Source organism: Aeromicrobium sp. P2_G6, from assembly GCF_056403535.1.
Genome location: NZ_JBFUFH010000005.1, coordinates 193156 through 216426, shown reverse-complemented (window position 1 = coordinate 216426; position 23271 = coordinate 193156). Strand labels below are relative to the sequence as shown.

Genomic DNA, 23271 nt, shown 5'->3' with positions numbered 1-23271 from the left:
TAAGGAATGACTCAGCTGACCCAGCGGGTGATCGGGTCGATCGCGAAGTAGATCACGAACAGGATGCTGATCAGCCACATCAACGGGTGGATCGCGGCGACCTTGCCCTTGACGAGCTTGATGACGACGTACGTGATGAAACCGGCGCCGATGCCGGCCGTGATCGAGTACGTGAACGGCATCAGCACGATCGTGAGGAACGCCGGGATGGCGATCTCCGAGTCGTCCCACGCGATGTCCTTGACCTGGGTCATCATGAGGAAACCGACGAGCACCAGCGCAGGCACGGCGGCCTCGTTGGGGATGTGCTCGACCAGAGGCACCGCGAGCGTCGATAGCAGGAACAGCACGCCGGTGACGACCGACGCGAGTCCAGTACGTGCACCGTCGCCGACGCCGGAGGCCGACTCGATGTACGACGTGTTGCTCGAGATGCTGGCCGCGCCGCCCGCCGCCGCTGCGATCGAGTCGACGACGAGGATCTTCTGCGCGCCGGCCGGCGTACCGTCGGCGTCATTGAGGCCGCCCTCGGCACCGATCGCGGTCATCGTGCCCATCGTGTCGAAGAAGTCCGCGAGCAACAGCGTGAAGACCAGCAGGGCGGCGGTCACCACGCCGGCGCGCTCGAAGCCGTCGAACAGGTTGAAGTCACCGAGCAGCGAGAAGTCAGGCTTGGCGAAGATCTTGTCGGGCCACTCCGGGACGTTGAGGTTCCAGCCCTTCGACGTGGGATTTCCGCCGCTGGCCGGCACGTCGGCGATCGCCTGGACGATGCCGGCGAGAATCGTCGTGGCGACGATGCCGATCAGGATCGCACCGGGCACGCCTCGCGAGTAGAGCGCGATCATCAACAGCAGGCCGATGACGAACACCAGCACCGGCCAGCCGGCGAGGTGACCGCCGATGCCGAGCTGCAACGGCGGTGCGCCGATGCCGGTCGTACGCACGAAGCCGGCATCGACGAGGCCGATCAGGGTGATGAACAGGCCGATGCCGACGGCGATGGCGGTCTTGAGCTGGCGTGGCACAGCATCGAACACGGCTTTTCGGAACCCGGTCAGCACGAGGACCAGGATGATCAGGCCCTCGAGCACGACGAGCCCCATCGCATCCGCCCACGTCATCTGGGACGCGACCGAGAACGCGACGAATGCGTTGAGACCGAGGCCGGTGGCCAGCGCCAACGGGAAGTTCGCGACGACGCCCATGAGGATCGTCAGCAGGCCGGCGACCAGCGCGGTCACCGCGGCGATCGTCGCGAAGCCGGAGCCCGGCGTGGACCCGCCGCCGAGGAACTTGCCGTCCTCGTCGGCGACTCCCGCCAGGATGATCGGGTTGAGCACGACGATGTAGGCCATCGTCAGGAACGTCACGACACCGCCGCGCACCTCCCGGCCGATCGAGGAGCCGCGCTGGCTGATCTTGAAGTACTGCTCGAGCGTGCTGGTCATGGCACTCCTGGTCGACGTGGACACCGGTCGCAAGGGAGCATGCCAGATCTGGAGCGTGCGTGGTTGTCAGGTGCGGCGACTCGCCGCAGACGCTATCGCCGCCACCAGGGCGACGCCGCCGACCACCCAGACCCAGATGCTCCCGGCGAACCCGCCACCAGCCTCGTTCTTGTCGGCCGTCGCTGCCGATGTGCCCTTGGTCGCGGTGGGCTTCGGGGTCGCGACCGGCTCAGCCTTCGGCAGCGTCAGCGGTATTCGGATCAGCGCCGAGTTCGCGCCCTCACTGCCGATCAGGAACGACTTCTGCGATCGATCGATCGCGACCGACTCGCCCTGTGGCTGCGCGGGCGTCTTGTGCGACCGGATGCTCTTCCAGGTCTTCGCGTCGTACAGGTGGACGTCGCTGTACGTGCGTACCAACGCGAAACGTCCGTTCGCCGACATCGCTCCGTCCGTCACCATGGCCGGCATGTCGTGTCCGGTGGCCTTCGCCATGTTGGGCTTGTCCGTCGAGAGCTTCTTCGGCAGCGCGAGCAGTTCACCGGCGAAGAGGCCCTTGGTGACGACGCCCTTGGCGCCCGTGCGCGGATTGATCAGGAGGGCCTCGACGTCGGCCGGTCCCGACGGGTACGTCAGCGGGTAGCGCTTGGCGGCGACCGAATGGTTGCCCGGCCCCGGTTCCGGCAGTGCGTACAACGCAATGTCGGTGCGGTTCTCCTCGTTGTCGCCGGTGTCGGCCACCCACAGCTCGCCGTCGCCGTCGATCGCGATCGCCTCGGTGTCGACCGGCGTGCTGCCCGTGATCGTCGTCGTGCCGACCACCGCCCCGGTCGAGATCTTCACGGCGAAGACGATCGGCGCGTTGCCGGAGTCATTGATCGTGTACGCCAGGTCGTCGTGCTCGACGCTGACGGCGAGACCGCTCGACTCCGTGATCCTGGGGTCGCTCATCCGGCTGACGATGTCCGGGCCGGCTTCGGCGCCGTCGGCCCGGCGAGCCAGCGAGCTCACGAGCACGACGACCAACAAGGCGATGAGGAGGCCCGGGATCAACAGGCGGCGGTGGCGCGGATTCATTGCAGATCAGCATGACAGCACCGGAAACCACGAAAGCCCGCGGCGGTAGGGTGAGCCTGTGAGCGAGCGCCAGCGAGTGAACCATCAGGACATCACGGCACCATCTGCGTACCGTGCCTTTTCAACGCAGGTGGTGCAGTGAGCAGTAATGACGACGACTGGGTCATCCGTCAGGGTGATGGTCCCGAGACCATCGAGCGAAAGATGGGCCATCGCGAGATCGCCCGGCTCGAGCGTGCCGCCCGTCGTCACGAGTTCGGCCGGCCCGAGCTCACCGAGCTCGAGATCGGCAGCAAGACCCACCGTGTCGCCGAAGTGGAGCCGATGGACGTCGACGGCGTCCGGACCATGACCGTCGGCACGATCGTCTGGGGCGTCATCGCGGTCGCCCTGCTGCCGTTCATCGGCACGCTCGACGAGAACGACCGGACCTGGTGGCTGTGGACCGCGCTCGCCGGGTTCGGCCTGGGCCTGATCGGCATCGAGTACTGCCGCCGGCGCCGCAACGCCCTGCGCATGCAGCCCGGACGTCGCCGCCGCGTCGACTGAGCCAGTCGGCCACTTGCGACGAAGTCGCGGTGGGGGCACCTCCCACGAGCGCAGCGAGTAGGGGGCGGGAGCGCCAGCGACCGAAAGGGCGTACGACGACGGGCTAGTAGTTGTCGACTTCGTCGACGCCCACGGTGTCGAACACCGGAGGGGGCAAAGCCTGGGCGCTGGCCGAGCGGCTCAGCCGCGCGCCCGAGTGCGCACCACAACCGTGATCGAACGAGACGACCTTGCCGTCGTCGTTGGCCATGCCGTTGGCGCACACACCGAAACGATCGGACAACGGACCGGCCAGGCTGACCATGAACCCGCACGACTGGCACGAACCCGCGGCCTGCTGGGCCATCGCCGGGTCAGGACCGTGCTCGCCCTCTTGCCAGCGGTCGGCAGCGAGCTCACGACCTTCGATCGAGAGGACCCACTCACGGCCGAGGCCGACCTCTCGGGCGAAGAAGCGGTCAGGCGTCTGCTCCTCGCCGTCACCGGCGGACCAGGACGGAACGAGTCGGATGTCGTCCTCGTCGGGAGGCAGCACGTCGCCGGGGCTGAGGTCACCCGGACGGATGCGCTCGCGATAGGGCGTCCACGGCGGGGCGATGATCGCGTCGTCGCCCGGCAGCAGGACCACGTCGTTGACCGTGACCCGGTCGCTGTCGGGGGCACGGGACGTGCTGACCGACCAGTACCAGCCCTGATAGCCGGGCTTGAGGCACGCGAAGTGGTGCGAGACGAGGCGCTCGTCGTCCTCGACGGCACGCAGGTGATCGCCGACCGTGCCGGCGTCAGCGGCCTCGTCGACGGCCGCGCGGGCGACGTCGACAGCGGCGGCAAGCTGCTCATCGATGGGCATTCACCCATTGTCGCCCATGTCCGCGCTGTCGTGGCTCGCGGGGTGAGGCAGGATGGACGCTGTGGACGGGTACGGAGACGAGGACGACCGCAGGCCCGATCCGACGCGCCCCGAGCAGCCCGAGCAGTCCCGCCTGAGCCGGTCCGCGCAGATCGCCGGACGGGTGTCGTCCACCACCGCACGCCTCGTCGCCAGGGGCAGCACCTCGGCGTTCACGGCATCCCGCCGGTTCACACATTCCGGGGGTGCCGGCGAGAGCGGACTCGCGCGGCTGCTCGAGCTCCACGCGTTCAACACCGCAGGTGACGCCGCCTTCGCGATCTCACTCGCCGGGACCCTGTTCTTCACCGTCCCCACCGGGGAGGCCACGGGCCAGGTGACGCTGTTCCTGGTCCTCACGATGCTGCCGTTCGCCTTCGTGGCACCGCTCATCGGGCCGTTCCTCGACCGGTTCCGCAGAGGTCGCCGGTGGGCCATCGGAGCTACGCTCGCGATCCGGGCATTCTGCTGCTGGGTCCTGGCCGGCGCGATCTCGTCCAACAACCCCCCGCCCTCGTTCTACTTCGCGGCGCTCGGCTGCCTGGTGGCCTCCAAGGCGTACGGCGTGACCCGTGCCTCGGCTGTCCCGCGCCTGCTGCCGTCGGAGTTCACGCTGGTCAAGGCCAACTCACGGATCTCCCTGACCGGCACGGCGGCTGCCGCGATCTCGGCTCCCCTGGCCGGCGGCGCTGCGGCGATCGGCGCCGAGTGGGCCGTCCGCTACGCCGCCGTGCTGTTCGTGGTCGGCACGATCCTCGCGATCCTCCTGCCGGCCCGGGTCGACTCCAGCGAGGGCGAGGAGCAGGTCGACCTCACGAAGATCGCGACCGGTGCCGCCAAGAAGGGCATCAGCATCTCGCGCGACGTCGTCAACGGGCTGCGCAGCAACTCCGGCCTGCGGCTGCTGTCCGGGTTCCTCACGATCTTCATGGCGTTCACCCTGCGCGACCCACCGGACTCGATGGGCTGGGAGGGCAATGCGACGATCCTGCTGGGCCTGGTCATTGGTGGCGCCGGCGCCGGCAACACGATTGGCACGCTCATCGCGTCGCTCACCAAGTCCCGCCGGCCCGAGCGCGTCGTCATCGCGGTCCTGGTGCTCGACGTCGCGGTCGTCGTCACGGTCGCGGTGTTCTTCACCTGGTGGACCGCGGTCATCCTGGGCCTGACGGTCGGGCTCTGCCAGTCCCTCGGCAAGCTCAGCCTCGACGCGCTGATCCAGCGCGACGTCGCCGAGCGGGTCCGCACGAGCATGTTCGCCCGGTCCGAGACGCTGCTGCAGTTGTCGTGGGTCATCGGCGGGTTGATCGGCATCGGCCTGTTCACGGTCGACGCGACCCCACGCATCGGCCTTCTGGTGACGGCGGTGATCCTCGTGGCATGGCTGGGGTTCGTGCTCAGCAGGGCCATGGGCCGGCCGCCGTCAGGCAAGGACGGCCGCCAGCCCGAAGAGCACGGGTATCGAGAGCAACGTGGTGATCGCGACACTGTCACGGGCCAGTAGCTCGGACCGCTGGAACCGCGACGCATAGACGAACACGTTCTGCGCGGTCGGCAACGCCGCCATCACGGTCAGCCCGAAGACCTCGTGCGAGTCGAGGCCGAACGCGAAGCGCGCCAGGACGTACGCCACGGCCGGCATCCACACGAGCTTGAGGAGTGCGATCGCCGCGATCTCCCGGCGATGTGCCGAGCCGATGGCTCCGCCGAACCGCAGCGAGACGCCGTAGGCCAGGAGCGCTCCGGGCACCGCCATGCCACCCAGCAGCTTGATGGGTTCGCCGACGATCTCGGGCAGCTCGACCCCGACGACCGAGATCAGGACGCCACACACGGCAGCCACCGAGACCGGATTGCGCAGGCCGGACAGCACGAGAGCGCCGACGGTCGGGCGGCGGCCGGTTGCCTCGAGATCGAGGACCGAGAGGGCAAGCGGCGCGTACACGATCAGCTGCAGCACCATGATCGGCACTGCGAAGGCCGCATCACCGAGGACGTACACGGCGATCGGGAGGCCGAGGTAGCCGCCGTTGGCGTACGACGCCGACAACGCTCCGATCACGATGTGTGACAACGAGCGGCCCCGGCGACGCGCCACCGGGACGTAGACGATCAGCACCGCGAGCACCGTGAGCCCGGCGATCGCGAACCCGACACCAAGGACGTCGGAGACGTCGGTGCGCGACAAGAGGTCGATCAGCAGCGCCGGCGTCGCGACGAAGTAGACCAGGCGAGACAGGACCCGCTGGGAGTCCTGGCCGAGGACGCCCGCGTGGGCCAGCCCCAGGCCAAGGGCGATCAGGATCCCGATGACCCCGAAGCCTTGGATGACCCCAGTCAGAGCTCGAGCTCGGTCGCAACGGCGCGCAACACCTGAGCCGCCGACTTGCCCTTCTTGCTGTCGGGGTGGCGACCGTGCCGGTAGCCCTCGCCGATCGAGTCGAGCAGCCGGATGAGGTCCTCGACGATGACCGCCATCGTCTCAGGATCCTTGCGGCGTGCGTGCGACTGCGCCCGGGAGACCGAGGTCACCGGGTCGAGGACGCGCACCTGGAGCGCCTGGTCGCCACGGCTGCCCTGCACGATGCCGAACTCGACGCGGGTGCCGGCCTTGAGCGTCTTGACGCCTTCGGGCAGCGCGTCGGAGCGCACGTGCACGTCAGGTCCGTCCTCCTGTGTCAGGAAGCCGAATCCCTTGTCCGCGTCGTACCACTTCACTTTGCCCGTGGGCATGGCGCTGTCCTCTGGTCGATGGGCTGCTGCCTTTAGCCTAGTCGGATGGCTTCGGCTCGGGCGGCGGCGGTGGCTTGGGGGTGCGGTCCTCGAACGTGACCTCGACGGACTGGAAGCCCTTGTGCCGCTGCGACTTCGCGTAGGCCGCGTACGCCTTCTGGTCGGCCTTCGTCAGGATGACGTTGTCGGTGAACGGTGTCAGCAGCGCGCGGGGATAGAGATGGCGCCGCAGCACGACGTTGACCTCGAGGCCCAGCACCACGATGATCGCGGCGACGAAGATGAACGCCACGAGGCCGAGAACCAGCGCGAACGTGCCGTTCATGTCGTTGCCCTTGGCTCTCCCGATGACCTCGCGGACATACGTGTTGCCGACCCACTGCAGGCCCTGCCAGAGCGACGCCGTCACGATCGCGCCCGGCAGGACCGAGCGCCAGCCGGCGCGGCCGTGACTGATCAGCCGGAACACGCTGACGAAGATCCCGATCGTCAGCATGAAGCCCACCAGGCGGATGACCCACTGCAGGGTTGCCTCGAGGTCCGTGCCCAGAGCGTCGGGGTTCGCGAACACCGACGTGGCGATCGCCAAGGTGAGGATTCCGGCCCCGCTGATCGCCAGGAACAGGATGCTGCGCAGCCGCAGGATGATCGGGTTGGCCCGGCTGTTGCGGGGCACGGACCAGGCGATGTTCGCGGCGTTCTGGACCGCCTGGCCGAGGCCCATGGCGCCGTACAGCGCGACGACGGAGCCGATCACGATCGCGGTGGTGCTGCCGCTGAGCCCCTCCGGCCGGCCGAGCTCGTTGCCGATGATCGGGAACTGGCTCAGCGCGGTGTCGAGCAGCTCGTCACGAAGGCCAGGGTTGTCCTGCAGCACGAACCCCAGGATCGAGGAGCCCAAGAGCAACAGCGGGAAGATCGCGATGAACGCGTAGTAGGCGATGATCGCCGCGAGATAGGGCCCCTGGTCGTCGAAGTACTTGTAGACCACGGCGATCGGGAAGCCGATCACCCGGTGCTTTCGCTGGAAGGCGTCCATCCGGCCGATCCGAGGGGTCCGAGGTGTCGCAGGGCGAATCGTCATGGCAGGTACGGCTCCAACGCCGAGACAACCGCATTGAACCGTGCCTCGTCGAGGACCGCCCCCTCACGGCGAACGTCGGCGGGGTCGACCGTCAGGAACCGGTTGAGCCGCACCTCACTGGGGCGCCCCTCCCGGTCCCAGGGCCCGGTGCCCACGTCGAACCAGAATCGGCCCTCGGCCGCCTCCTGGACCAGGTCGCGGTCGTGGTCCTTGGACGTCATCGGCACCGCGACCAGGCTGGCGCCCTGCCGAGCCACGATCAGCACGGGCCGGTCCTTGCCCTGCGTCGGCTCGTCCTCGTACGGGACCCAGGTCCAGACGACCTCGCCGGGGTCCGGTCTGCCGTCCGGGTGCGGGTCGTACGCGATGTCCACGCGGCCAGCCTGCCACAGCGATGATCCCGAAGACGCGTTGAACGGCGGTGTGTAGAGCTCGCTTGGTTCAGCCAAATTCCGGGAGCTCGCGCTTCATGACCTTGCCGGTGGGGTTGCGGGGCAGCTCGTCGAGGAACATCGTGCGGCGCGGGACTGCGAAGCGGGCGACGTGCTCCTTGGCGTACGCGACCAGGTCCTCCTCGCTGAGGGACGCGCCGTCCTTGACCACGACGTACGCCGCAAGGGCCTGGCCGAACGCCGGGTCGTCGATGCCGGTGACCACGACGTCGGAGATGTCGGGGTGCTCGATGAGGGCGTCCTCGAGCTCGCGCGGGAAGACGTTCTCGCCGCCGGAGATGACCATGTCGTCGTCGCGGCCCGACACGAACAACCGGCCGTTCTCGTCGAAGAAGCCCAGGTCGCCGGTGTTCATGAGTCCGTCGGCAAAGGCCTTGGTGTTTCCGTCGGTGTAGCCGCCGAACGGCATGTCGTTGCCGACGTGGATGACGCCAGTCTCCCCCTGCGGCACCTCGCGGCCGTCGGCGTCGAGGATCTTGACGAACGTGCGGAACGGCGGCGTGCCGGCCGTGCCGGGAGCCTCGCGCAGGTCCTTGGGGCTCGCGATCGTGACCCAGCCGGTCTCGGTCGCGCCGTAGAAGTTGTAGACCGAGTCGGTGAACAGGTCCATGAACCGGTTGGCGAGATCACCGGCGAGGGCGGATCCGCTGCTCGCCGTGACCTCGAGCGAGGAGACGTCGGTCTTCTCGACGATGACCGGATCGGCGTCGACGAGCCGCTGCATCATGAGCGGCACGACGACCAGGACCTTGGCCTTGTGCTCGTCGATGTCGCGCAGCACCTGCTCGGCGGAGAATCGCCGGCGCAGCACGTACGTCGGGGCGGTTGACAGGCCGAAGCCGAAGTTGATGAGGCCCCAGGAGTGGAACAGCGGCGCGGCGAGCACCACGGTGGAGTTGCCGCGATAGGGAATCGCGCCGAAGAACGCGATGAGCGGCTTGAGGTCCGCCGGCTCCTCCCGCTTGGCGCCCTTGGGCAGGCCCGTCGTGCCGGAGGTGAAGATGATGATCTGCCCGTGCCGGGCCGGCTTGGGGTGTGCCTTGGTCGGCTGACCCTTCAGGAGGCCGGCCACGGTCGGGTACGTCGCGGGCGCCGTCTCGTTGGCCCAGCACAGCACGATCGAGTCGTCGTCGACGTCGGCGCCGACCTCGAGGAACTCCTGGTCGAGGATCACGAGCTTGGCACCCTCACGCTTTGCCAGCTCACCGAGCTGGGAGCGGCTCGCCATGGTGTTGAGCAGCAGCACGCGGCCGCCGGCCTGCATGATGGCGATCAGCGCGATGATCATGTAGCGGTGGTTCCGCGACAGCACCGCGACGGAGTCACCAGGCTGGATGCCTCGGTCCTTGAGCGCCTGGGTGAACTGGTTGATCTGCTCGGCGAGCTCGGTCCAGGTGATCTGGCCGGCGTCGTCGATGATCGCCAGCTGATTGGGGAACCGCTTCGCCGCCGCGTTGACACCCGACGGGAGGCCGGGCCCCCACTTGACCAGCTGCAGGCCTGCGCCGATGAGGCGGTGTGGCAGGACCGGCTTCAACATCCCGATCTGACGGAAGACCTTCAGCGTGTAGCCCAGCTCGCTCATGCGACTCCAGTTCCCTTGTACGCACCCACGACGCTAGCGCGGCCGGGTCGAACCGAGAAAGTGTAACAATGAGTTACGGTTTCAGGGCGTGACGTACGTCGCCAGCTCGGCGGTCTCCTCCTCGGTGAAGATGCGCGACCGGATGATGAACCGGTTGCCGGTCGGCCCCTCGATCGAGAAGCCGGCTCCTCTGCCGGGCACGACGTCGATCGTGATGTGGGTGTGTGACCAGTACGCGAACTGCTCGCGCGAGATCCACACGGGCGCGGTCTCAGGAGCACCGTATTCCAGTTCGCCGAGGTGGACGTCCTGCGCTCCGGTCAGGAACGTGCCCTGGGTGAAGCACATCGGCGCCGAGCCGTCGCAGCATCCACCGGACTGGTGGAACATCAGTGGCTGGGCGTGGGACGCCCGGAGGCTGCGGAGCAGGTCCGCAGCCTCCGGGGTGATCGCGACGCGGTGCACCGTCACGAGTGATCTCCCGTCCCGAGCACGATCATCAGAAGAAGCCGAGCTTGTTCTGGTCGTACGACACCAGCAGGTTCTTGGTCTGCTGATAGTGGTCGAGCATCATCTTGTGGTTCTCGCGGCCGATGCCCGACGACTTGTAGCCACCGAATGCCGCGTGGGCGGGGTACTGGTGATAGCAGTTGGTCCACACGCGGCCGGCCTGGATGTCGCGCCCGGCCCGGTATGCCGTGTTGCTGTCGCGGGACCAGACGCCGGCACCGAGGCCGTACAACGTGTCGTTGGCGATCTCGATGGCCTCGTCGTAGTCCTCGAAGCCGGTCACCGAGACGACCGGCCCGAAGATCTCCTCCTGGAAGATGCGCATCTTGTTGTGGCCCTGGAAGATCGTCGGCGCGACGTAGTAGCCACCCGACAGGTCGCCACCGAGGTCGACGCGCTCACCACCGGTGATGATGCGAGCACCCTCCTTCACGCCGATGTCGAAGTACGACAGGATCTTCTCGAGCTGGTCGTTGCTGGCCTGCGCGCCGATCATGGTGTCGGTGTCGAGCGGGTCGCCCTGGATGATCTGCTTGACCCGGTCGGTCGCTGCGGGCAGGAACTGCTCGAGGATCGAGTTCTGGATCAGCCCACGGCTCGGGCAGGTGCAAACCTCGCCCTGGTTGAGGGCGAACATCGCGAAGCCTTCGAGCGCCTTGTCGTAGAACGCGTCGTCATGGGCGGCGACATCCTCGAAGAAGATGTTGGGGCTCTTGCCACCGAGCTCCAGCGTCGCCGGGATGAGGTTCTGGCTCGCGTACTGCGCGATCAGCCGCCCGGTCGTGGTCTCGCCCGTGAACGCGATCTTGCGGATGCGGTTGCTTGAGGCGAGCGGTGCACCGGCCTCGACGCCGAAACCGTTCACGACGTTGATGACGCCGGCCGGGAGCAGGTCCGCGAGGAGCTCCATCAGCAGCATGATCGATGCCGGAGTCTGCTCGGCGGGCTTGAGCACGACGGTGTTGCCCGCCGCGAGCGCCGGGGCGAGCTTCCACACGGCCATGAGCAGCGGGAAGTTCCACGGGATGATCTGGCCGACGACGCCGAGCGGCTCATGGAAGTGGTACGCCACGGTGTTCTCGTCGAGCTGCGAGAGGCTGCCTTCCTGGGCGCGGATCGCTCCGGCGAAGTAGCGGAAGTGGTCGACCACGAGCGGCAGGTCAGCGGCGAGCGTCTCGCGGACCGGCTTGCCGTTGTCCCACGTCTCGCCGACGGCGAGCATCTCGAGGTTCTGCTCGATGCGATCGGCGATCTGGTTGAGGATGTTGGCCCGCTCGGCCACCGAGGTCTTGCCCCAGGCGGGCGCAGCGGCATGAGCCGCGTCGAGGGCGAGCTCGATGTCCTCGGCGGTGCCACGGGCGACCTCGCAGAACACCTTGCCGTTGACCGGCGACGGGTTCTCGAAGTACTGGCCCTTGACCGGAGCGACGTACTCGCCACCGATCCAGTTGTCGTAGCGGGGCTTGTAGGAGACGACGCTTCCTTCAGCTCCGGGCTGCGCGTAGACGGTCATGATGCTCCTTCAGTTCGGGGTGTTGACGTGACCGTAGTCACGCGACAGTTGCCCGAACGTTGCAACGAAACCGACAACCCTGAGCTCAGCCAAGTTCGGCGTCGAGCCTCGCCACGTTGGCCGCGACCTGTGCATGGCGCGGCGAGGTGGGCGGCAGGATCGCGAGGACGCGCTCCCAGATCTCGAAGTCGTCCCGGCCGTGGGCCGTGTCGGCGAATGACAGCAGTGCGTCCGCGTCGCCAGCTGCGAGCAGGCACGAGCGCACGTACATGTGGATGTCGTCGCGCAGCTGCTCCACCGCCGGCGCGGTCGACCCCGGGAGGATCGGACCGAGATAGTGCGCGACCGCATGGCGCACGCGGCCGGCGGCGAGGTCCTCGCGCACGCGGTCGACGTCCGTGCTGATCTCGTTGCGGAGGCGGTATGGCCGCGAGTCGAGCTCGATCGGGCCCAGCACGGTGCGCAGGCGGGACAGCTCCGCGCGGATCGTGACCTGCGCCTGTTCGTCGTCGCTGAGGGCAACGGCGAGCTCCGCAGTCGTCATCCCGTCGGTGGACTCCGCGAGCAACAGCAGGATCTCGCTGTGCCGGAGGCTCAACCTGGTCGTCGTCGTGCCGTGCCGCAGCGTTGCGCCGCGGCCGCCGAGCACGTCGAGTGCCGGGATGGTCCACCCGCTCGCGGTCGCCGCCGGTGCCGGGCTGAGCCGTTCGATGCGCAGCTCCGCCTCGACCGCGGCGACGGTCGCGCGTACGAGGGTCAGGCTCTGCGGCGTCGCGACATCAGGCCCGCCCGTGAGGTCGAGGACGCCGAGAATCGCGCCAGTGTCAGGGTCGTGGATCGGAGCGGCCGAGCAGCTCCATGGTGTGACCTGCCGAGCGAGGTGCTCCGCCCCGAAGATCTGGACCGGCCGGTCGAGCGCCAGGGCCGTGCCCGGGGCGTTGGTGCCGACGCTGGCCTCGCTCCAGTCGGCGCCGGGCAGGAAGTGCATGTCCTCGGCTCGCGACCGGAGCGACGAGTCTCCCTCGACCCACAGCAGCTGCCCGGCGGCGTCGCTCACCGCGACGAGCAGCCCAGCCTCGGCAGCGCTCTCGACGAGGAGCCGGCGGATGACGGGCATGCCCGCTGCGAGCGGATGCGAGTCGCGGATGTCGGCGAGTGCCCGGTCGTCGAGCCGGATGGCGGCAAGCGCCTGCTCCGGGTCGAGGCCACCCTCGACGCTTCGACGCCACGAGTCGAACACCAGCTGGCGGAGCGCCGGGTCGACGACGCCGGTGCTCACGAACTGGTCGTGCGCCTCCTCGAGGTGTCGCGAGAGCGCCGCCGGGTCGGCACCCGGCGGCATCGCGAGGTCATGGCGCGCCATGTCCGGAGTGTACGGCCCGCTGTGATGACGGTCACGCGTCGCGACGGACGAACAGCGCGTACGAGCCGGCGAGCAGTGCGCCGACGAAGACGCCCATGACGACGCCCCCGCCGAGCGCCCCGAACGGCACGACCCCGAAGATCTGGAGCAGGTCGTCGAAGGAGGCGCGCGTGTACATCTGCCCGCCTGCGTCGTAAGGCAGGTACTTCAGGACCTTGACAAGACCGCCGGTGCCACGCGGATCGTCCGACGACGCCTTGATGGCGAGGATGATGGCCTTGATGATCTGCTCGACGACGCTCGGGAGCAGCATCAGGAGTGCGACGGCCGCGGTCTGGTTGCGGGTGATCGCAGCGAACGCCAGCCCGGACAACGCGAAGAGCACCGTGAACAGCACCGTGCCGAGCGTCATGTCCAGCACCTCCTGCGTGGACGGCCCGTCCAGACCGAAAGCCAGGCAGGCGACCAGGGCGATGCCGATGCAGATGACGGCCGCCAACGCCGAGATGATGCCCGTCGAGATGTTCTTGGCGGCGAACACCATGCTCCGGTTCGGCAGCGCCGTCAGGGTCGCGCGGATCATGCCATGGCGATATTCGTGCCCCGTCGAGAACACCCCGACCAGGCCGATGATGTACGCGATGAACAACGGCGCAAAGCCCGTTGAGGCGCCGATCGTGGCCAGCACGTCGAAGGCGTCGTTGCCGCTCGGTGGGTTGTCCGCCAACGACATCTGCCACGCGATGATCACCGTCATGACGAGCTGGAAGGTCAGCGCCAAGCCGACCAGCCAGTACGTCGACCGGATGGTGCGGAGGCGAACATATTCGTAGCGCAACGCGTCGATCATGAGCGATCCCCCACCTGACCGCCGCGGAACTCCTCCGAGAGGCCGGTCGCCTCGAGGAATGCCTCCTCCAGCGTCGCCTGACGTGTGACGAGCTGATGCAGCCGCGCGCCCGCCGCGTGCGCGGCGTCACCGATCTGCTCAGCCGTGGCACCGCTGACGACGAGACCCTTGGCATCCTCGGCGATCGTGGCACCGAGCGCCTCGATCGCCGGCGCAAGGACTCCCGCGTCGGGCGTACGGACCTCGACCACGCCGAGGCTGCTGTGCGAGATGAAGTCGGCAACCGCCCCGTTGGCGAGCATCTTGCCCCGGCCGATCACGACGAGCTCGTCCGCGAGCACCGCCATCTCCTGCAGAAGGTGACTCGAGACGAAGACTGAGCGCCCCTCACCTGCGAGGTGCTTGAGCAGATTCCGGAACCAGGTGATGCCCTGCGGGTCGAGGCCATTGCTCGGCTCGTCGAGGATCAGCGTGTCAGGGTCGCCCAGCAGCGCTGCCGCGATCCCGAGCCGCTGCCCCATGCCGAGGCTGAACTTCTTGGGCTTGCCCTTGCTGACCGTCGCCAGGCCGACCAGCTCGATGACCTCGTCAACGCGGCTGTCGGGGATGCGGTTGGCGGCGGCGAGCATGCGCAGATGGTTGCGGGCTCGTCGAGTCGGGTGGAACGGCTTGGCCTCGAGGAGCGCGCCGACATGCCGCATCGGGTGCTTCAGCTCGTCGAAGGTCTTGCCGTCGAACGTCGTCCGGCCCTCGCCCCGGTCGAGCCCCAGCATCAACCGCATGGTGGTCGACTTGCCGGAACCGTTGGGACCGAGGAACCCGGTCACGCTGCCTGGATGCACCTCGAACGACAGGTCGTTGACGGCACGCGTCGACCCGTACGACTTACCGAGCCCATTTGCCCTGATCAGCGCCATGCGCACCACCCTTTCACGTGGAGCATGAGCCGTGACGGCATACCGTGCAGGTATGACCGAGCACACCGAGTCCTTCAGGCCGATCGAGGACGGGGTCGCGACCGACCTGCGCGGTGAGATGACGTACGCCAGCTATCTCCAGCTGCCGACCCTGCTGTCGGCACAGCAGCCGGTCTCGGACCACCACGACGAGATGCTGTTCATCATCCAGCACCAGGTCACCGAGCTGTGGCTCAAGCAGCTGACTCACGAGCTGCGCTCGGCGATCGCGCTGATCGCCGCCGACGACCTGCCGCCGGCACTCAAGCGGCTCGCGCGGGTCAAGGCGATCCAGCGGCAGATGTTCGAGCAGTGGGCCGTGCTGGAGACCCTCACGCCGATCGAGTACGCGCAGTTCCGCGACTCACTCGGCAAGGCGTCGGGCTTCCAGTCGCCGCAGTACCGCACCGTCGAGTTCCTGCTCGGCAACAAGAACCCGCAGATGATCAAGGTCTTCGAGCACGACGAGGCACTGCGGGCAGCGTTGCAGGCCGACCTCGAGGCGCCGAGCCTCTACGACGAGTTCCTGCGCTTCCTGGCCAGGCAGGGGCATGCCGTCCCGGCGGCCGTGCTGGAACGCGACGTCACCCAGCCGTACGTCGCAGACCCCGGCGTGATCGAGGTGCTCCGCAGGATCTACGCCGACCCCGACACATACTGGGCGGCATACGAGATGTGCGAGGAGCTCGTCGATGTCGAGGGCAGCTTCCAGCTGTGGAGGTTCCGGCACCTCAAGACCGTCGAGCGCATCATCGGCTTCAAGCGCGGCACCGGCGGGTCGTCCGGAGTGAGCTTCCTGCAGAAGGCCCTCGAGCTCCAGTTTTTCCCCGAGCTGCTGGACGTACGCACGCACATCGGCGCCCCGTAGCGGCGGCATCCGGGCAGCTGCTCGTGATCCTCACGAGCTCCTGGTGCCCGCGTCGTCCGGCGCGAGCAGCTCGGCCACGGCCGAGCGCTCGATCCATTGCGCGTACTGGGCACGCGTCCAGCCGTGCTCGCGGACGAGCGTGCGGTGGGCAGCCGGGTCCATGATCACCAGGACGGCAGCCACAGCACGCTTCGTGGTGAGTCCCGTCCGCAGGCCATGGGTTGCCCTGATGCGAGCCACGATGAATTCCGCCGCCCCGAGGCGGTTGCGCTCGGACGTGGCGTGCACCTCCGCCGCTTCCGCATCAGCGTCCGCAGCCACGACGAGCACCTCGGCCAAGGGCGCCGCGCGCTCCTCCAGCTCGGCGATGAACGGCGCCCAACGGGATATCAGCTCGCGCGGATCGGTGAGCTGCTCCATCTCGACGAGGACCTGCCGCTCGGACATCGGGATCGGTTCATCGTCGCCCACCAGTGCCCAGTCCAGGGCCAGCTTCAGGAGTGCCGCCTTGCCGCCGACCGAGGTGAACACCGTCTTGCGGCTCACTCCAGCCCGCTCGGCCACCGCGTCGATCGTCGTACGTGACCAGCCGAGCTCGACGAAGAGGTCGCGGGCGGCGCCGACGATGGCCCGTCTGGTGGCGCGCGCCTGATCCTCGCGAAGCGCCGATCGGTATGGCCGGCGTGTCTCCGGCATCTTGACACCAGCTCCTTTTGGGGTAACTCTGAGTGTAATCAAGTCTCACACAGTGTAACGGAGAACCAGCGTGCGGACACTCATCGTAGGCGCGGGCCCGACCGGGCTCCTGCTCGGCGCCGCCCTCGCCAAACGCGGTCACCACGTCACCTCGGTGGATCGGGACCCCGGCCCGGCTGGCGAACACTGGTCCCGTCGTGGCGTCATGCAGTTCGAGCACGCCCATGGTTTCCGGCCCCAGGTCCCGATGACGCTTCAGGCGGAGTGGCCAGAGGCGTATGACAGCTGGGAAGGTCTGGGCGCTCAGCCTGTCGACGCGTCGACTCCCGACGGTTCACGCCAGCTGATGGCTGTGCTCTCGCGTCGCTCGACCTTCGAGCGAGCGCTTCGAAGCGCGGCGGAGAAGCAGCTCGGGCTCAGCCTGCACACCGGCCACGTCGACGAGCTCGTCCACGAGCATGGACGTGTCACTGGCGTAAGAATCGATGGGTCCTTGGTCGAGGCCGACCTCGTCGTGGACGCCACGGGGCGAGCCGGTCGTCTGGGCAGATCCGGTGCGCACGGCAGCACCCAGAAGCTCGATGGCGACTGCGGGCTCGCCTATGTCGACCGCACGTACGTGCTGCGACCGGGTGCCGAGCCCGGCCCGATGGTGAACCCGATGGCGTACATCGCCGACTTCGACGGATATCAGTCTCTGGTCTTCCTGCACGAGAACGGTCACTTCTCGGTGGTGCTGGTACGTCCCACGGCCGACGCCGAGCTCAAGGGCCTGCAGTCCGAGTCCGCCTTCGAGGCAGCGTGCCGAGCCATCCCTGCCCTCGCCGAATGGACCGATCCGGACCGGGCTCGACCCACGTCGTCGGTTCTCGTCGGTGGGGCGCTTCGCAACGTCTATCGCCGTCAGGCTGCCACGCCGGGAGTGGTCGCCGTCGGGGACTCCGTCGCAACCACCACGCCGACGAGAGGACGCGGCATCGCGATGGCTTGCATGCAGATCACTGCACTGCTCGAGATCCTGGACGGGGGCGCCGACCCAGTCACAGTGACCGAGCCGTTCGGCGCCTGGTGCGATCGAGCCATCGAACCGTGGGTCGCCGACCACATCGCGATCGACGGCGGCATGGTGAGGCGCTGGCAGGGCGAAGACCTCGACCTGAGCATCCCGCTCACCTCAGATCTCATCGCCGACGCAGTCCAGGCCGACCCGCGGATCGGCGCGCACGCGGGTGGCTACTTCGCCATGACCGCGTTGCCCGAGACGCTCAGACCGGCCGAACCGCTGGCGCGGGCGGTCTACGAGGGTGGCTGGCGGCCGGCGTACGCCCCTGGTCCGACCCGTGATGAGCTCGTGGAGGTCATTCGCGGGACGGGTTCCGACAACTGAGCCTGGCCGAGGCGCCCGCGATCAGCGGCGCAGGGCCTTGCGAGCCAGCGCGTTGCCCGCGAACTGGCCCAGCTGCACGATGATCACGATCACCAGGACGGCCGCCCAGGTGACGGTCGGGTTGTACTGCGTGTAGCCGTAGACGATCGCGAAGTTTCCGATGCCCCCACCACCGATGACACCTGCGACGGCCGACATGTCGACGATCGCCACGAACGCGAACGTGTAGCCCAGGATCAGCGGGCCGAGCGCCTCGGGGATCAGGACGGTCCGGATGATCCGCAGTCGACCGGCACCCATCGCACGCGCCGCCTCGAGCACGCCGGTCGGCACGCTGACGAGATTCTGCTCGACGATGCGGCTGATCCCGAATGACGCCGCGACGACCAGCGCGAAGATGATCGCCTTGTTGCCGATCCCGATCCCGACCACGGCGCGGGCGGCTGGCTGGGCAGCAGCGATGAAGATGATGAACGGGATCGGCCGGAAGAAGTTGACGACGAGGTTGAGCACGAAGGAGACCGGCGCATTGGCGAGGATCCCGCCCCGACGGGTGACATACAGCGCGACGCCGAGCAGCAGGCCGCCGAGCCCGCCCAGGACCAGGGCGAACCCGACGATGTAGAGGGTCTCCCACGTCGAGTGCCAGAACAGGGACTGCAGCTCCTGGAGGCGATCCATCAGGCCACCTCCTTCGTCTCGACGCGGGCTTGCACAGCGGCGACCGCATCATCAATCGCGGCATCGTCGCCCTGGAGGGCGAGCGTCAGGTGGCCGAACGTGTCGCCCTGGATGTCCTCGATGCCGCCGTAGACCAGCTCGAACTCGACCCCGCGTCCGATGATCTCGGCGAACACCTGGGACTGGGAGACCAACGTGTCACGGAACGACACCGTGATGAGCCGGCCTTTGTGCCGCTCGCGGAGACCCTCGAGCGTACGGCCGGTCGGCACGTCGTCAACGAGTGTCGACACGAAGCGTCGGGTGGCCGCCTCAGCTGGATTGGCGAAGATGTCGAAGACCGGTCCTTGCTCGACGACGCGGCCCTGGTCCATCACGACGACCTTGTGAGCGATTGCCTTGATGACTTCCATCTCGTGGGTGATGACCACGATCGTGATGCCGAGCTCCTCGTTGACCCGCTTGAGCAGGCCGAGCACCTCATGGGTCGTCTCGGGGTCGAGTGCACTGGTCGCCTCGTCGGCCAGCAGGATGCGCGGCGAGGTGGCGAGTGCGCGGGCGATGCCGACCCGCTGCTTCTGCCCGCCGGACAACTGCTCGGGATAGGCATGCGCCTTGTCGGCGAGGCCCACGAACGTCAGCAGCTCGACGATGCGGGCGTGCTGCTGGCTACGCGGCACGCCGGCCACCTGCAGCGGGTAGGCGATGTTGCCGTAGACCGTGCGGGACGTGAACAGGTTGAACTGCTGGAAGATCATSCCGATCCCCAGGCGTACCTTTTGCTGCTCCCGCTCCTTCAGCGACGTGATCTCGGTGCCATCGACCGTGATGGTGCCCGACGTGACGGGTTCGAGGGCGTTGATCAGGCGGACGAGAGTCGACTTGCCGGCGCCTGAGTAGCCGACGATGCCGACGATCTCACCCGCGTGGATGTCGAGGTCGACACCCGTGACGGCATTGACCGGAGGGGCACCACGACGACTCGAGGGGAAGACCTTCGAGACCTCGCGCAGCTCGACGAGAGCCATGACGTTCCTTCCTTGCAGGTGTTGCCGGTCCGGCGGCGAGGATCGCTCGCGCCGGACCGGCATCCCGAGATGGTGGCTACTTCTTGTTGGCGGCGGTGTCCGCCTCGACCTTCCTGAGCGAGGCGACGAGGTCGGCGACGGGTGTCTTCACCGGTACGGCGGTGTCGCCCGAGACCTTCTTCAACCCGTCGATGACCGGCTTGCTGTCCTGGAAGATCTCGACCAGCTTCTGGTACGTCTTGTTGTCCTTGTCCTCGGGTCGCACCGCGAACACGTTGACGTACGGCAGGGCGTTCGGGTCGTTCGGGTCGTCCTGCGCGATGGCCTCGGAGAACTTCAGCCCGGCCTTCTCGACGAAGTCGTTGTTGATGATCGCGGCGGCGAGGTCGTTGAGCGAGCTCGCCGTGAGGGCCGCGTCGAGCGCCTTGACCTTGACCTTGGAGGCGCCCGTGTCGACGTCGCTGAGGTCGGAGAAGATCGTGCCGCCGTCCTTGAGCTTGATCAGCCCGGCCGACTGCAGCACGAGCAGACCGCGGGCCTGGTTGCTGACGTCGTTGGGAACCGCGACTGTGTCGCCGGTCTTGATCTGGTCGACCGAGTCGTACTTCTTGGAGTAGAGCCCGAGCGGGTAGATCGCGGTGGCGCCGATCGGTGTCAGGTTCTTGTCGTTCGACACGTTGTAGTCGGCGAGGAACACGATGTGCTGGAACTGGTTGATGTCGAGCTCGCCCTCGGCGAGGGCCGGGTTGGGCTGGGCGTAGTCGGTGAAGTTGACCAGCTTGATGTTGATGCCGGCGTCCTTGGCTTCCTGCTTGTACGTGTCCCAGTAGGGGTCCGCGGCGCCGACGACGCCGATCTTGATGGTCTTGCCCTTGGCGTCGCTGTCGTCCCCGCCGAAGATCAGGAATCCGGCGACGACGAGGACGGCGATGACGGCCGCGACGATCGCGTAGAGGGGTCCGCGGCGCTTGGGCGCCTCGATGATGTTCTCGGACATCAGGTGCTTCCTTTCGTCCGGCTCGTGGCCGGTGTTTCCGGGTGCGGTGGTGTTCCGCTTCGAGACACCACGCTAGGAACGAACTGCGACACCCGGACACACATTCCGGCATGCAAGATGTGGTCGGTCACACCGCAGAACTGGGCTATGCCGGACATGACGAAGGCCCCCACCGCAATGCGGTGAGGGCCTTCGTTGGTTCAGCTGTATGGGTCAGGTTTCCCTAGAATCCCATTCCCCCCATGTCCCCCATGTCCGGGGCGCCTCCGCCAGCCTGAGCAGGCTCAGGTTTGTCGGCGACGACGGCCTCGGTGGTGAGGAACAGTGCCGCGATCGAGGCTGCGTTCTGCAGCGCCGAGCGCGTGACCTTGGCCGGGTCGATGATGCCGGCAGCGATCAGGTCGACGTACTCACCGGTCGCGGCGTTGAGGCCCCAACCCGACTCGAGTCCGGCAACCTTCTCTGCGACGACGCCACCCTCGAGGCCGGCGTTGATCGCGATCTGCTTGAGCGGAGCGGACGCCGCGGTGCGAACGATGTTCGCGCCGGTGGCCTCGTCACCCGTGAGCTCGAGCTTCTCGAAGACCGCAGCAGTGGCCTGCACGAGTGCGACGCCACCACCGGCGACGATGCCCTCTTCGACGGCCGCCTTGGCGTTGCGGACGGCGTCCTCGATGCGGTGCTTGCGCTCCTTGAGCTCGACCTCGGTCGCCGCGCCCACCTTGATGACGGCGACGCCGCCGGCGAGCTTGGCGAGGCGCTCCTGGAGCTTCTCGCGGTCGTAGTCCGAGTCGCTGTTCTCGATCTCGGCCTTGATCTGGTTGACGCGACCCTGGATCTGGTCGTCGGAGCCGCCGCCCTCGACGATCGTGGTTTCGTCCTTGGTCGTGACGACCTTGCGGGCCGTGCCGAGCAGCGTCAGGTCGGCGGTCTCGAGGCTGAGTCCGACTTCCTCGCTGATGACCTCGCCACCCGTGAGGATCGCGATGTCGGCCAGCATGGCCTTGCGACGGTCACCGAAGCCCGGGGCCTTGATGGCGACGGACTTGAAGGTGCCACGCATCTTGTTGACGACCAGGGTCGCGAGAGCCTCGCCCTCGACGTCCTCGGCGATGATGACCAGCGGCTTGCCGGCCTGCATGACCTTCTCGAGGACCGGGACCATGTCCTTCACGGAGCTGATCTTGGAGTTGACGATGAGGATGTAGGGATCCTCGAGCACCGTCTCCTGGCGCTCGGCGTCGGTCACGAAGTAGCCCGACAGGTGACCCTTGTCGAAGCGCATGCCCTCAGTGAGCTCCAGGTCGAGGCCGAACGTGTTCGACTCCTCGACCGTGATGACGCCTTCCTTGCCGACCTTGTCCATGGCCTCGGCGATGATCTCGCCGACCGTGGTGTCAGCAGCGGAGATCGAGGCGGTCGAAGCGATCTGCTCCTTGGTCTCGACGTCCTTGGCCATGCCCAGCAGCTGCGAGCTGATGGCCTCGACGGCGGTCTCGATGCCCTTCTTGAGACCCATCGGGTTGGCGCCGGCCGCAACGTTGCGCAGACCTTCGCGGACGAGGGCCTGGGCGAGGACCGTGGCGGTCGTCGTGCCGTCACCGGCGACGTCGTCGGTCTTCTTGGCGACCTCCTTGACGAGCTCGGCACCGATCTTCTCGTAGGGGTCCTCGAGCTCGATCTCCTTGGCGATGCTCACACCGTCGTTGGTGATCGTGGGGGCTCCCCACTTCTTCTCCAGGACGACGTTGCGACCCTTGGGACCGAGCGTGACCTTGACGGCGTCGGCGAGCTGGTTCATTCCGCGCTCGAGGCCGCGCCGTGCTTCCTCGTTGAAAGCAATGGTTTTTGCCATGTGTACGTTTCTCCGACTTGGTTGTCGACGTGGATGACCAGGCGATGCCCGCGACGGACGGCTGCGGCGTTGCGGCGAACCCTTCTCGCCGCGGCCCACAACCTCATCGATCTGATCCGGTTAGCACTCTCATCATACGAGTGCTAATCAACGCCGCGCAATCAGGTTGTCGGTTTGGGCTTGACGTCGTACGTCACCTCGGCGAACTGGCCCCGCTGGAGGATCGAGGTGAGCGTCAAACGGTCCGAACGGATGTCCCGCGGGAGCAAGGGTGCGCCGGCGCCGAGCGTGACCGGCGCGATCGTCGCCGTGATGCGATCGAGCAGGCCCGCGTCGTCGAACTGGCCGACGAGGTCGCCGCCACCCATCAGCCAGATGTCGCGCTCGCCCGCCGCAGCCGCCATCTCGGCATGCACCGCCCTGACGTCGTCGCTCGTGAACGTGATGTTGGCGTCAGCGATGACCGGCAGGTCGCGGTGCGTGAACACCCAGGTCGGCCGTTCGGCGTACCACTCCTGCCACCTGGCTGGGTTGTCGACGAGTGACTCGTGCTCGAGCAGCCACTCGTAGGTCGTCGAGCCCATCGCCATCGCGCCGATGCCCGCGAGGAAGTCGCCGAACGACGACTCGGCGTCGTCCGCTCCCTGAACCTCGAACAGCCACGAGAGCGAGTTGTCCGTCGTCGCGAGGAAGCCGTCCAGCGTCGTCGCGGTGTTGTAGATCGTCGCCATGATCGCGACGCTACCG

The 23271-nt window shown here is 67.5% G+C and carries 23 protein-coding genes; 4 read left to right on the top strand and 19 right to left on the bottom strand.

Annotated elements, in window-relative coordinates; translation table 11 throughout:
* Positions 1 to 11 precede the first annotated feature (11 nt).
* Complete coding sequence (locus AC1DVU_RS16750) at positions 12 to 1451, bottom strand: NCS2 family permease (protein ID WP_476923598.1); 1440 nt, start codon at positions 1449 to 1451, stop codon at positions 12 to 14.
* Between the two features lie 66 nt (positions 1452 to 1517).
* A complete protein-coding gene (locus AC1DVU_RS16745; protein ID WP_476923597.1) occupies positions 1518 to 2528 on the bottom strand; it encodes a hypothetical protein in 1011 nt (336 codons plus the stop codon).
* A 138-nt stretch (positions 2529 to 2666) separates the two neighbouring features.
* Here AC1DVU_RS16745 and AC1DVU_RS16740 point away from each other — a divergent pair, with 138 nt between their 5' ends.
* Entirely contained in the window at positions 2667 to 3077 is a 411-nt protein-coding gene (locus AC1DVU_RS16740; RefSeq protein ID WP_476923596.1) for a DUF2530 domain-containing protein, read from the top strand.
* A gap of 103 nt (positions 3078 to 3180) precedes the next feature.
* On the opposite strand, the gene AC1DVU_RS16735 is transcribed toward AC1DVU_RS16740, so the two are convergent.
* The gene (locus tag AC1DVU_RS16735) at positions 3181 to 3927 is read right to left on the bottom strand and encodes a DUF3027 domain-containing protein (RefSeq protein ID WP_476923595.1); all 747 of its coding nucleotides are present in this window, start codon (positions 3925 to 3927) and stop codon (positions 3181 to 3183) included.
* 61 nt (positions 3928 to 3988) lie between these two features.
* Between AC1DVU_RS16735 and AC1DVU_RS16730 the strand changes: the two genes are divergently transcribed.
* On the top strand, positions 3989 to 5470 hold the full coding sequence (locus AC1DVU_RS16730) for an MFS transporter (RefSeq protein WP_476923594.1): 1482 nt from the start codon (positions 3989 to 3991) through the stop codon (positions 5468 to 5470).
* Here the strand turns inward: AC1DVU_RS16730 and AC1DVU_RS16725 are convergent.
* The 10 genes from AC1DVU_RS16725 to AC1DVU_RS16680 all read right to left on the bottom strand — a co-directional run bounded on the left by AC1DVU_RS16725 (position 5390) and on the right by AC1DVU_RS16680 (position 14973).
* Positions 5390 to 6247 carry an AEC family transporter gene (locus AC1DVU_RS16725; protein WP_476923794.1) on the bottom strand — a complete coding sequence of 286 codons (858 nt, stop codon included), beginning with the start codon at positions 6245 to 6247 and terminating at the stop codon, positions 5390 to 5392. The two genes, AC1DVU_RS16730 and AC1DVU_RS16725, sit on opposite strands and share 81 nt — an antisense overlap.
* Positions 6248 to 6303: 56 nt before the next feature.
* Complete coding sequence (locus AC1DVU_RS16720; RefSeq protein WP_476923593.1) at positions 6304 to 6699, bottom strand: cold-shock protein; 396 nt, start codon at positions 6697 to 6699, stop codon at positions 6304 to 6306.
* A gap of 37 nt (positions 6700 to 6736) precedes the next feature.
* Positions 6737 to 7783, bottom strand: coding sequence for a YihY/virulence factor BrkB family protein (locus AC1DVU_RS16715; RefSeq protein ID WP_476923592.1), 1047 nt, complete (start codon positions 7781 to 7783; stop codon positions 6737 to 6739).
* Positions 7780 to 8157: a type II toxin-antitoxin system PemK/MazF family toxin gene (locus tag AC1DVU_RS16710; RefSeq protein WP_476923591.1), complete on the bottom strand. Its 378-nt coding sequence runs from the start codon at positions 8155 to 8157 to the stop codon at positions 7780 to 7782. The genes AC1DVU_RS16715 and AC1DVU_RS16710 overlap by 4 nt, the downstream gene beginning before the upstream one ends.
* Before the next feature lie 67 nt (positions 8158 to 8224).
* Positions 8225 to 9820, bottom strand: coding sequence for an AMP-binding protein (locus AC1DVU_RS16705; protein ID WP_476923590.1), 1596 nt, complete (start codon positions 9818 to 9820; stop codon positions 8225 to 8227).
* Positions 9821 to 9901: 81 nt separating this feature from the next.
* Positions 9902 to 10291: a DUF779 domain-containing protein gene (locus AC1DVU_RS16700; RefSeq protein ID WP_476923589.1), complete on the bottom strand. Its 390-nt coding sequence runs from the start codon at positions 10289 to 10291 to the stop codon at positions 9902 to 9904.
* Between the two features lie 28 nt (positions 10292 to 10319).
* The gene (gene adh / locus AC1DVU_RS16695) at positions 10320 to 11843 is read right to left on the bottom strand and encodes an aldehyde dehydrogenase (protein WP_476923588.1); all 1524 of its coding nucleotides are present in this window, start codon (positions 11841 to 11843) and stop codon (positions 10320 to 10322) included.
* Positions 11844 to 11928: 85 nt separating this feature from the next.
* Positions 11929 to 13206: a GAF domain-containing protein gene (locus AC1DVU_RS16690; RefSeq protein WP_476923587.1), complete on the bottom strand. Its 1278-nt coding sequence runs from the start codon at positions 13204 to 13206 to the stop codon at positions 11929 to 11931.
* A gap of 31 nt (positions 13207 to 13237) precedes the next feature.
* Positions 13238 to 14056: an ABC transporter permease gene (locus tag AC1DVU_RS16685; protein ID WP_476923586.1), complete on the bottom strand. Its 819-nt coding sequence runs from the start codon at positions 14054 to 14056 to the stop codon at positions 13238 to 13240.
* On the bottom strand, positions 14053 to 14973 hold the full coding sequence (locus AC1DVU_RS16680; protein WP_476923585.1) for an ATP-binding cassette domain-containing protein: 921 nt from the start codon (positions 14971 to 14973) through the stop codon (positions 14053 to 14055). The genes AC1DVU_RS16685 and AC1DVU_RS16680 overlap by 4 nt, the downstream gene beginning before the upstream one ends.
* A gap of 52 nt (positions 14974 to 15025) precedes the next feature.
* Between AC1DVU_RS16680 and kynA the strand changes: the two genes are divergently transcribed.
* Positions 15026 to 15880: a tryptophan 2,3-dioxygenase gene (gene kynA / locus AC1DVU_RS16675; RefSeq protein ID WP_476923584.1), complete on the top strand. Its 855-nt coding sequence runs from the start codon at positions 15026 to 15028 to the stop codon at positions 15878 to 15880.
* Positions 15881 to 15910: 30 nt separating this feature from the next.
* On the opposite strand, the gene AC1DVU_RS16670 is transcribed toward kynA, so the two are convergent.
* Positions 15911 to 16576 carry a TetR/AcrR family transcriptional regulator gene (locus AC1DVU_RS16670; RefSeq protein ID WP_476923583.1) on the bottom strand — a complete coding sequence of 222 codons (666 nt, stop codon included), beginning with the start codon at positions 16574 to 16576 and terminating at the stop codon, positions 15911 to 15913.
* Between the two features lie 70 nt (positions 16577 to 16646).
* Between AC1DVU_RS16670 and AC1DVU_RS16665 the strand changes: the two genes are divergently transcribed.
* The gene (locus AC1DVU_RS16665) at positions 16647 to 17963 is read left to right on the top strand and encodes an FAD-dependent monooxygenase (protein WP_476923582.1); all 1317 of its coding nucleotides are present in this window, start codon (positions 16647 to 16649) and stop codon (positions 17961 to 17963) included.
* A gap of 21 nt (positions 17964 to 17984) precedes the next feature.
* Here the strand turns inward: AC1DVU_RS16665 and AC1DVU_RS16660 are convergent, their stop codons facing one another.
* The 5 genes from AC1DVU_RS16660 to AC1DVU_RS16640 form a co-directional block, all read right to left on the bottom strand.
* The gene (locus AC1DVU_RS16660; protein WP_476923581.1) at positions 17985 to 18644 is read right to left on the bottom strand and encodes a methionine ABC transporter permease; all 660 of its coding nucleotides are present in this window, start codon (positions 18642 to 18644) and stop codon (positions 17985 to 17987) included.
* Positions 18644 to 19672 carry a methionine ABC transporter ATP-binding protein gene (locus AC1DVU_RS16655; protein WP_476923580.1) on the bottom strand — a complete coding sequence of 343 codons (1029 nt, stop codon included), beginning with the start codon at positions 19670 to 19672 and terminating at the stop codon, positions 18644 to 18646. Before AC1DVU_RS16655 ends, AC1DVU_RS16660 begins: the two co-directional genes overlap by 1 nt.
* Positions 19673 to 19748: 76 nt before the next feature.
* Complete coding sequence (locus AC1DVU_RS16650) at positions 19749 to 20669, bottom strand: MetQ/NlpA family ABC transporter substrate-binding protein (protein ID WP_476923579.1); 921 nt, start codon at positions 20667 to 20669, stop codon at positions 19749 to 19751.
* Between the two features lie 223 nt (positions 20670 to 20892).
* Complete coding sequence (gene groL, locus AC1DVU_RS16645) at positions 20893 to 22524, bottom strand: chaperonin GroEL (RefSeq protein WP_476923578.1); 1632 nt, start codon at positions 22522 to 22524, stop codon at positions 20893 to 20895.
* A 161-nt stretch (positions 22525 to 22685) separates the two neighbouring features.
* Complete coding sequence (locus AC1DVU_RS16640; RefSeq protein WP_476923577.1) at positions 22686 to 23255, bottom strand: dihydrofolate reductase family protein; 570 nt, start codon at positions 23253 to 23255, stop codon at positions 22686 to 22688.
* Between the last annotated feature and the right edge of the window lie 16 nt (positions 23256 to 23271).

Bases quoted from the DNA above. Each gene is read 5' to 3' on its own strand.
- AC1DVU_RS16660 (WP_476923581.1), bottom strand. From the start codon at position 18,644: ATGGATCGCCTCCAGGAGCTGCAGTCCCTGTTCTGGCACTCGACGTGG.
- adh (WP_476923588.1), bottom strand. From the start codon at position 11,843: ATGACCGTCTACGCGCAGCCCGGAGCTGAAGGAAGCGTCGTCTCCTAC.
- AC1DVU_RS16705 (WP_476923590.1), bottom strand. From the start codon at position 9,820: ATGAGCGAGCTGGGCTACACGCTGAAGGTCTTCCGTCAGATCGGGATG.
- AC1DVU_RS16685 (WP_476923586.1), bottom strand. From the start codon at position 14,056: ATGATCGACGCGTTGCGCTACGAATATGTTCGCCTCCGCACCATCCGG.
- AC1DVU_RS16640 (WP_476923577.1), bottom strand. From the start codon at position 23,255: ATGGCGACGATCTACAACACCGCGACGACGCTGGACGGCTTCCTCGCG.
- AC1DVU_RS16715 (WP_476923592.1), bottom strand. From the start codon at position 7,783: ATGACGATTCGCCCTGCGACACCTCGGACCCCTCGGATCGGCCGGATG.
- AC1DVU_RS16735 (WP_476923595.1), bottom strand. From the start codon at position 3,927: ATGCCCATCGATGAGCAGCTTGCCGCCGCTGTCGACGTCGCCCGCGCG.
- kynA (WP_476923584.1), top strand. From the start codon at position 15,026: ATGACCGAGCACACCGAGTCCTTCAGGCCGATCGAGGACGGGGTCGCG.
- AC1DVU_RS16750 (WP_476923598.1), bottom strand. From the start codon at position 1,451: ATGACCAGCACGCTCGAGCAGTACTTCAAGATCAGCCAGCGCGGCTCC.
- AC1DVU_RS16650 (WP_476923579.1), bottom strand. From the start codon at position 20,669: ATGTCCGAGAACATCATCGAGGCGCCCAAGCGCCGCGGACCCCTCTAC.
- AC1DVU_RS16720 (WP_476923593.1), bottom strand. From the start codon at position 6,699: ATGCCCACGGGCAAAGTGAAGTGGTACGACGCGGACAAGGGATTCGGC.
- AC1DVU_RS16670 (WP_476923583.1), bottom strand. From the start codon at position 16,576: ATGCCGGAGACACGCCGGCCATACCGATCGGCGCTTCGCGAGGATCAG.
- AC1DVU_RS16745 (WP_476923597.1), bottom strand. From the start codon at position 2,528: ATGAATCCGCGCCACCGCCGCCTGTTGATCCCGGGCCTCCTCATCGCC.
- groL (WP_476923578.1), bottom strand. From the start codon at position 22,524: ATGGCAAAAACCATTGCTTTCAACGAGGAAGCACGGCGCGGCCTCGAG.
- AC1DVU_RS16680 (WP_476923585.1), bottom strand. From the start codon at position 14,973: ATGGCGCTGATCAGGGCAAATGGGCTCGGTAAGTCGTACGGGTCGACG.
- AC1DVU_RS16690 (WP_476923587.1), bottom strand. From the start codon at position 13,206: ATGGCGCGCCATGACCTCGCGATGCCGCCGGGTGCCGACCCGGCGGCG.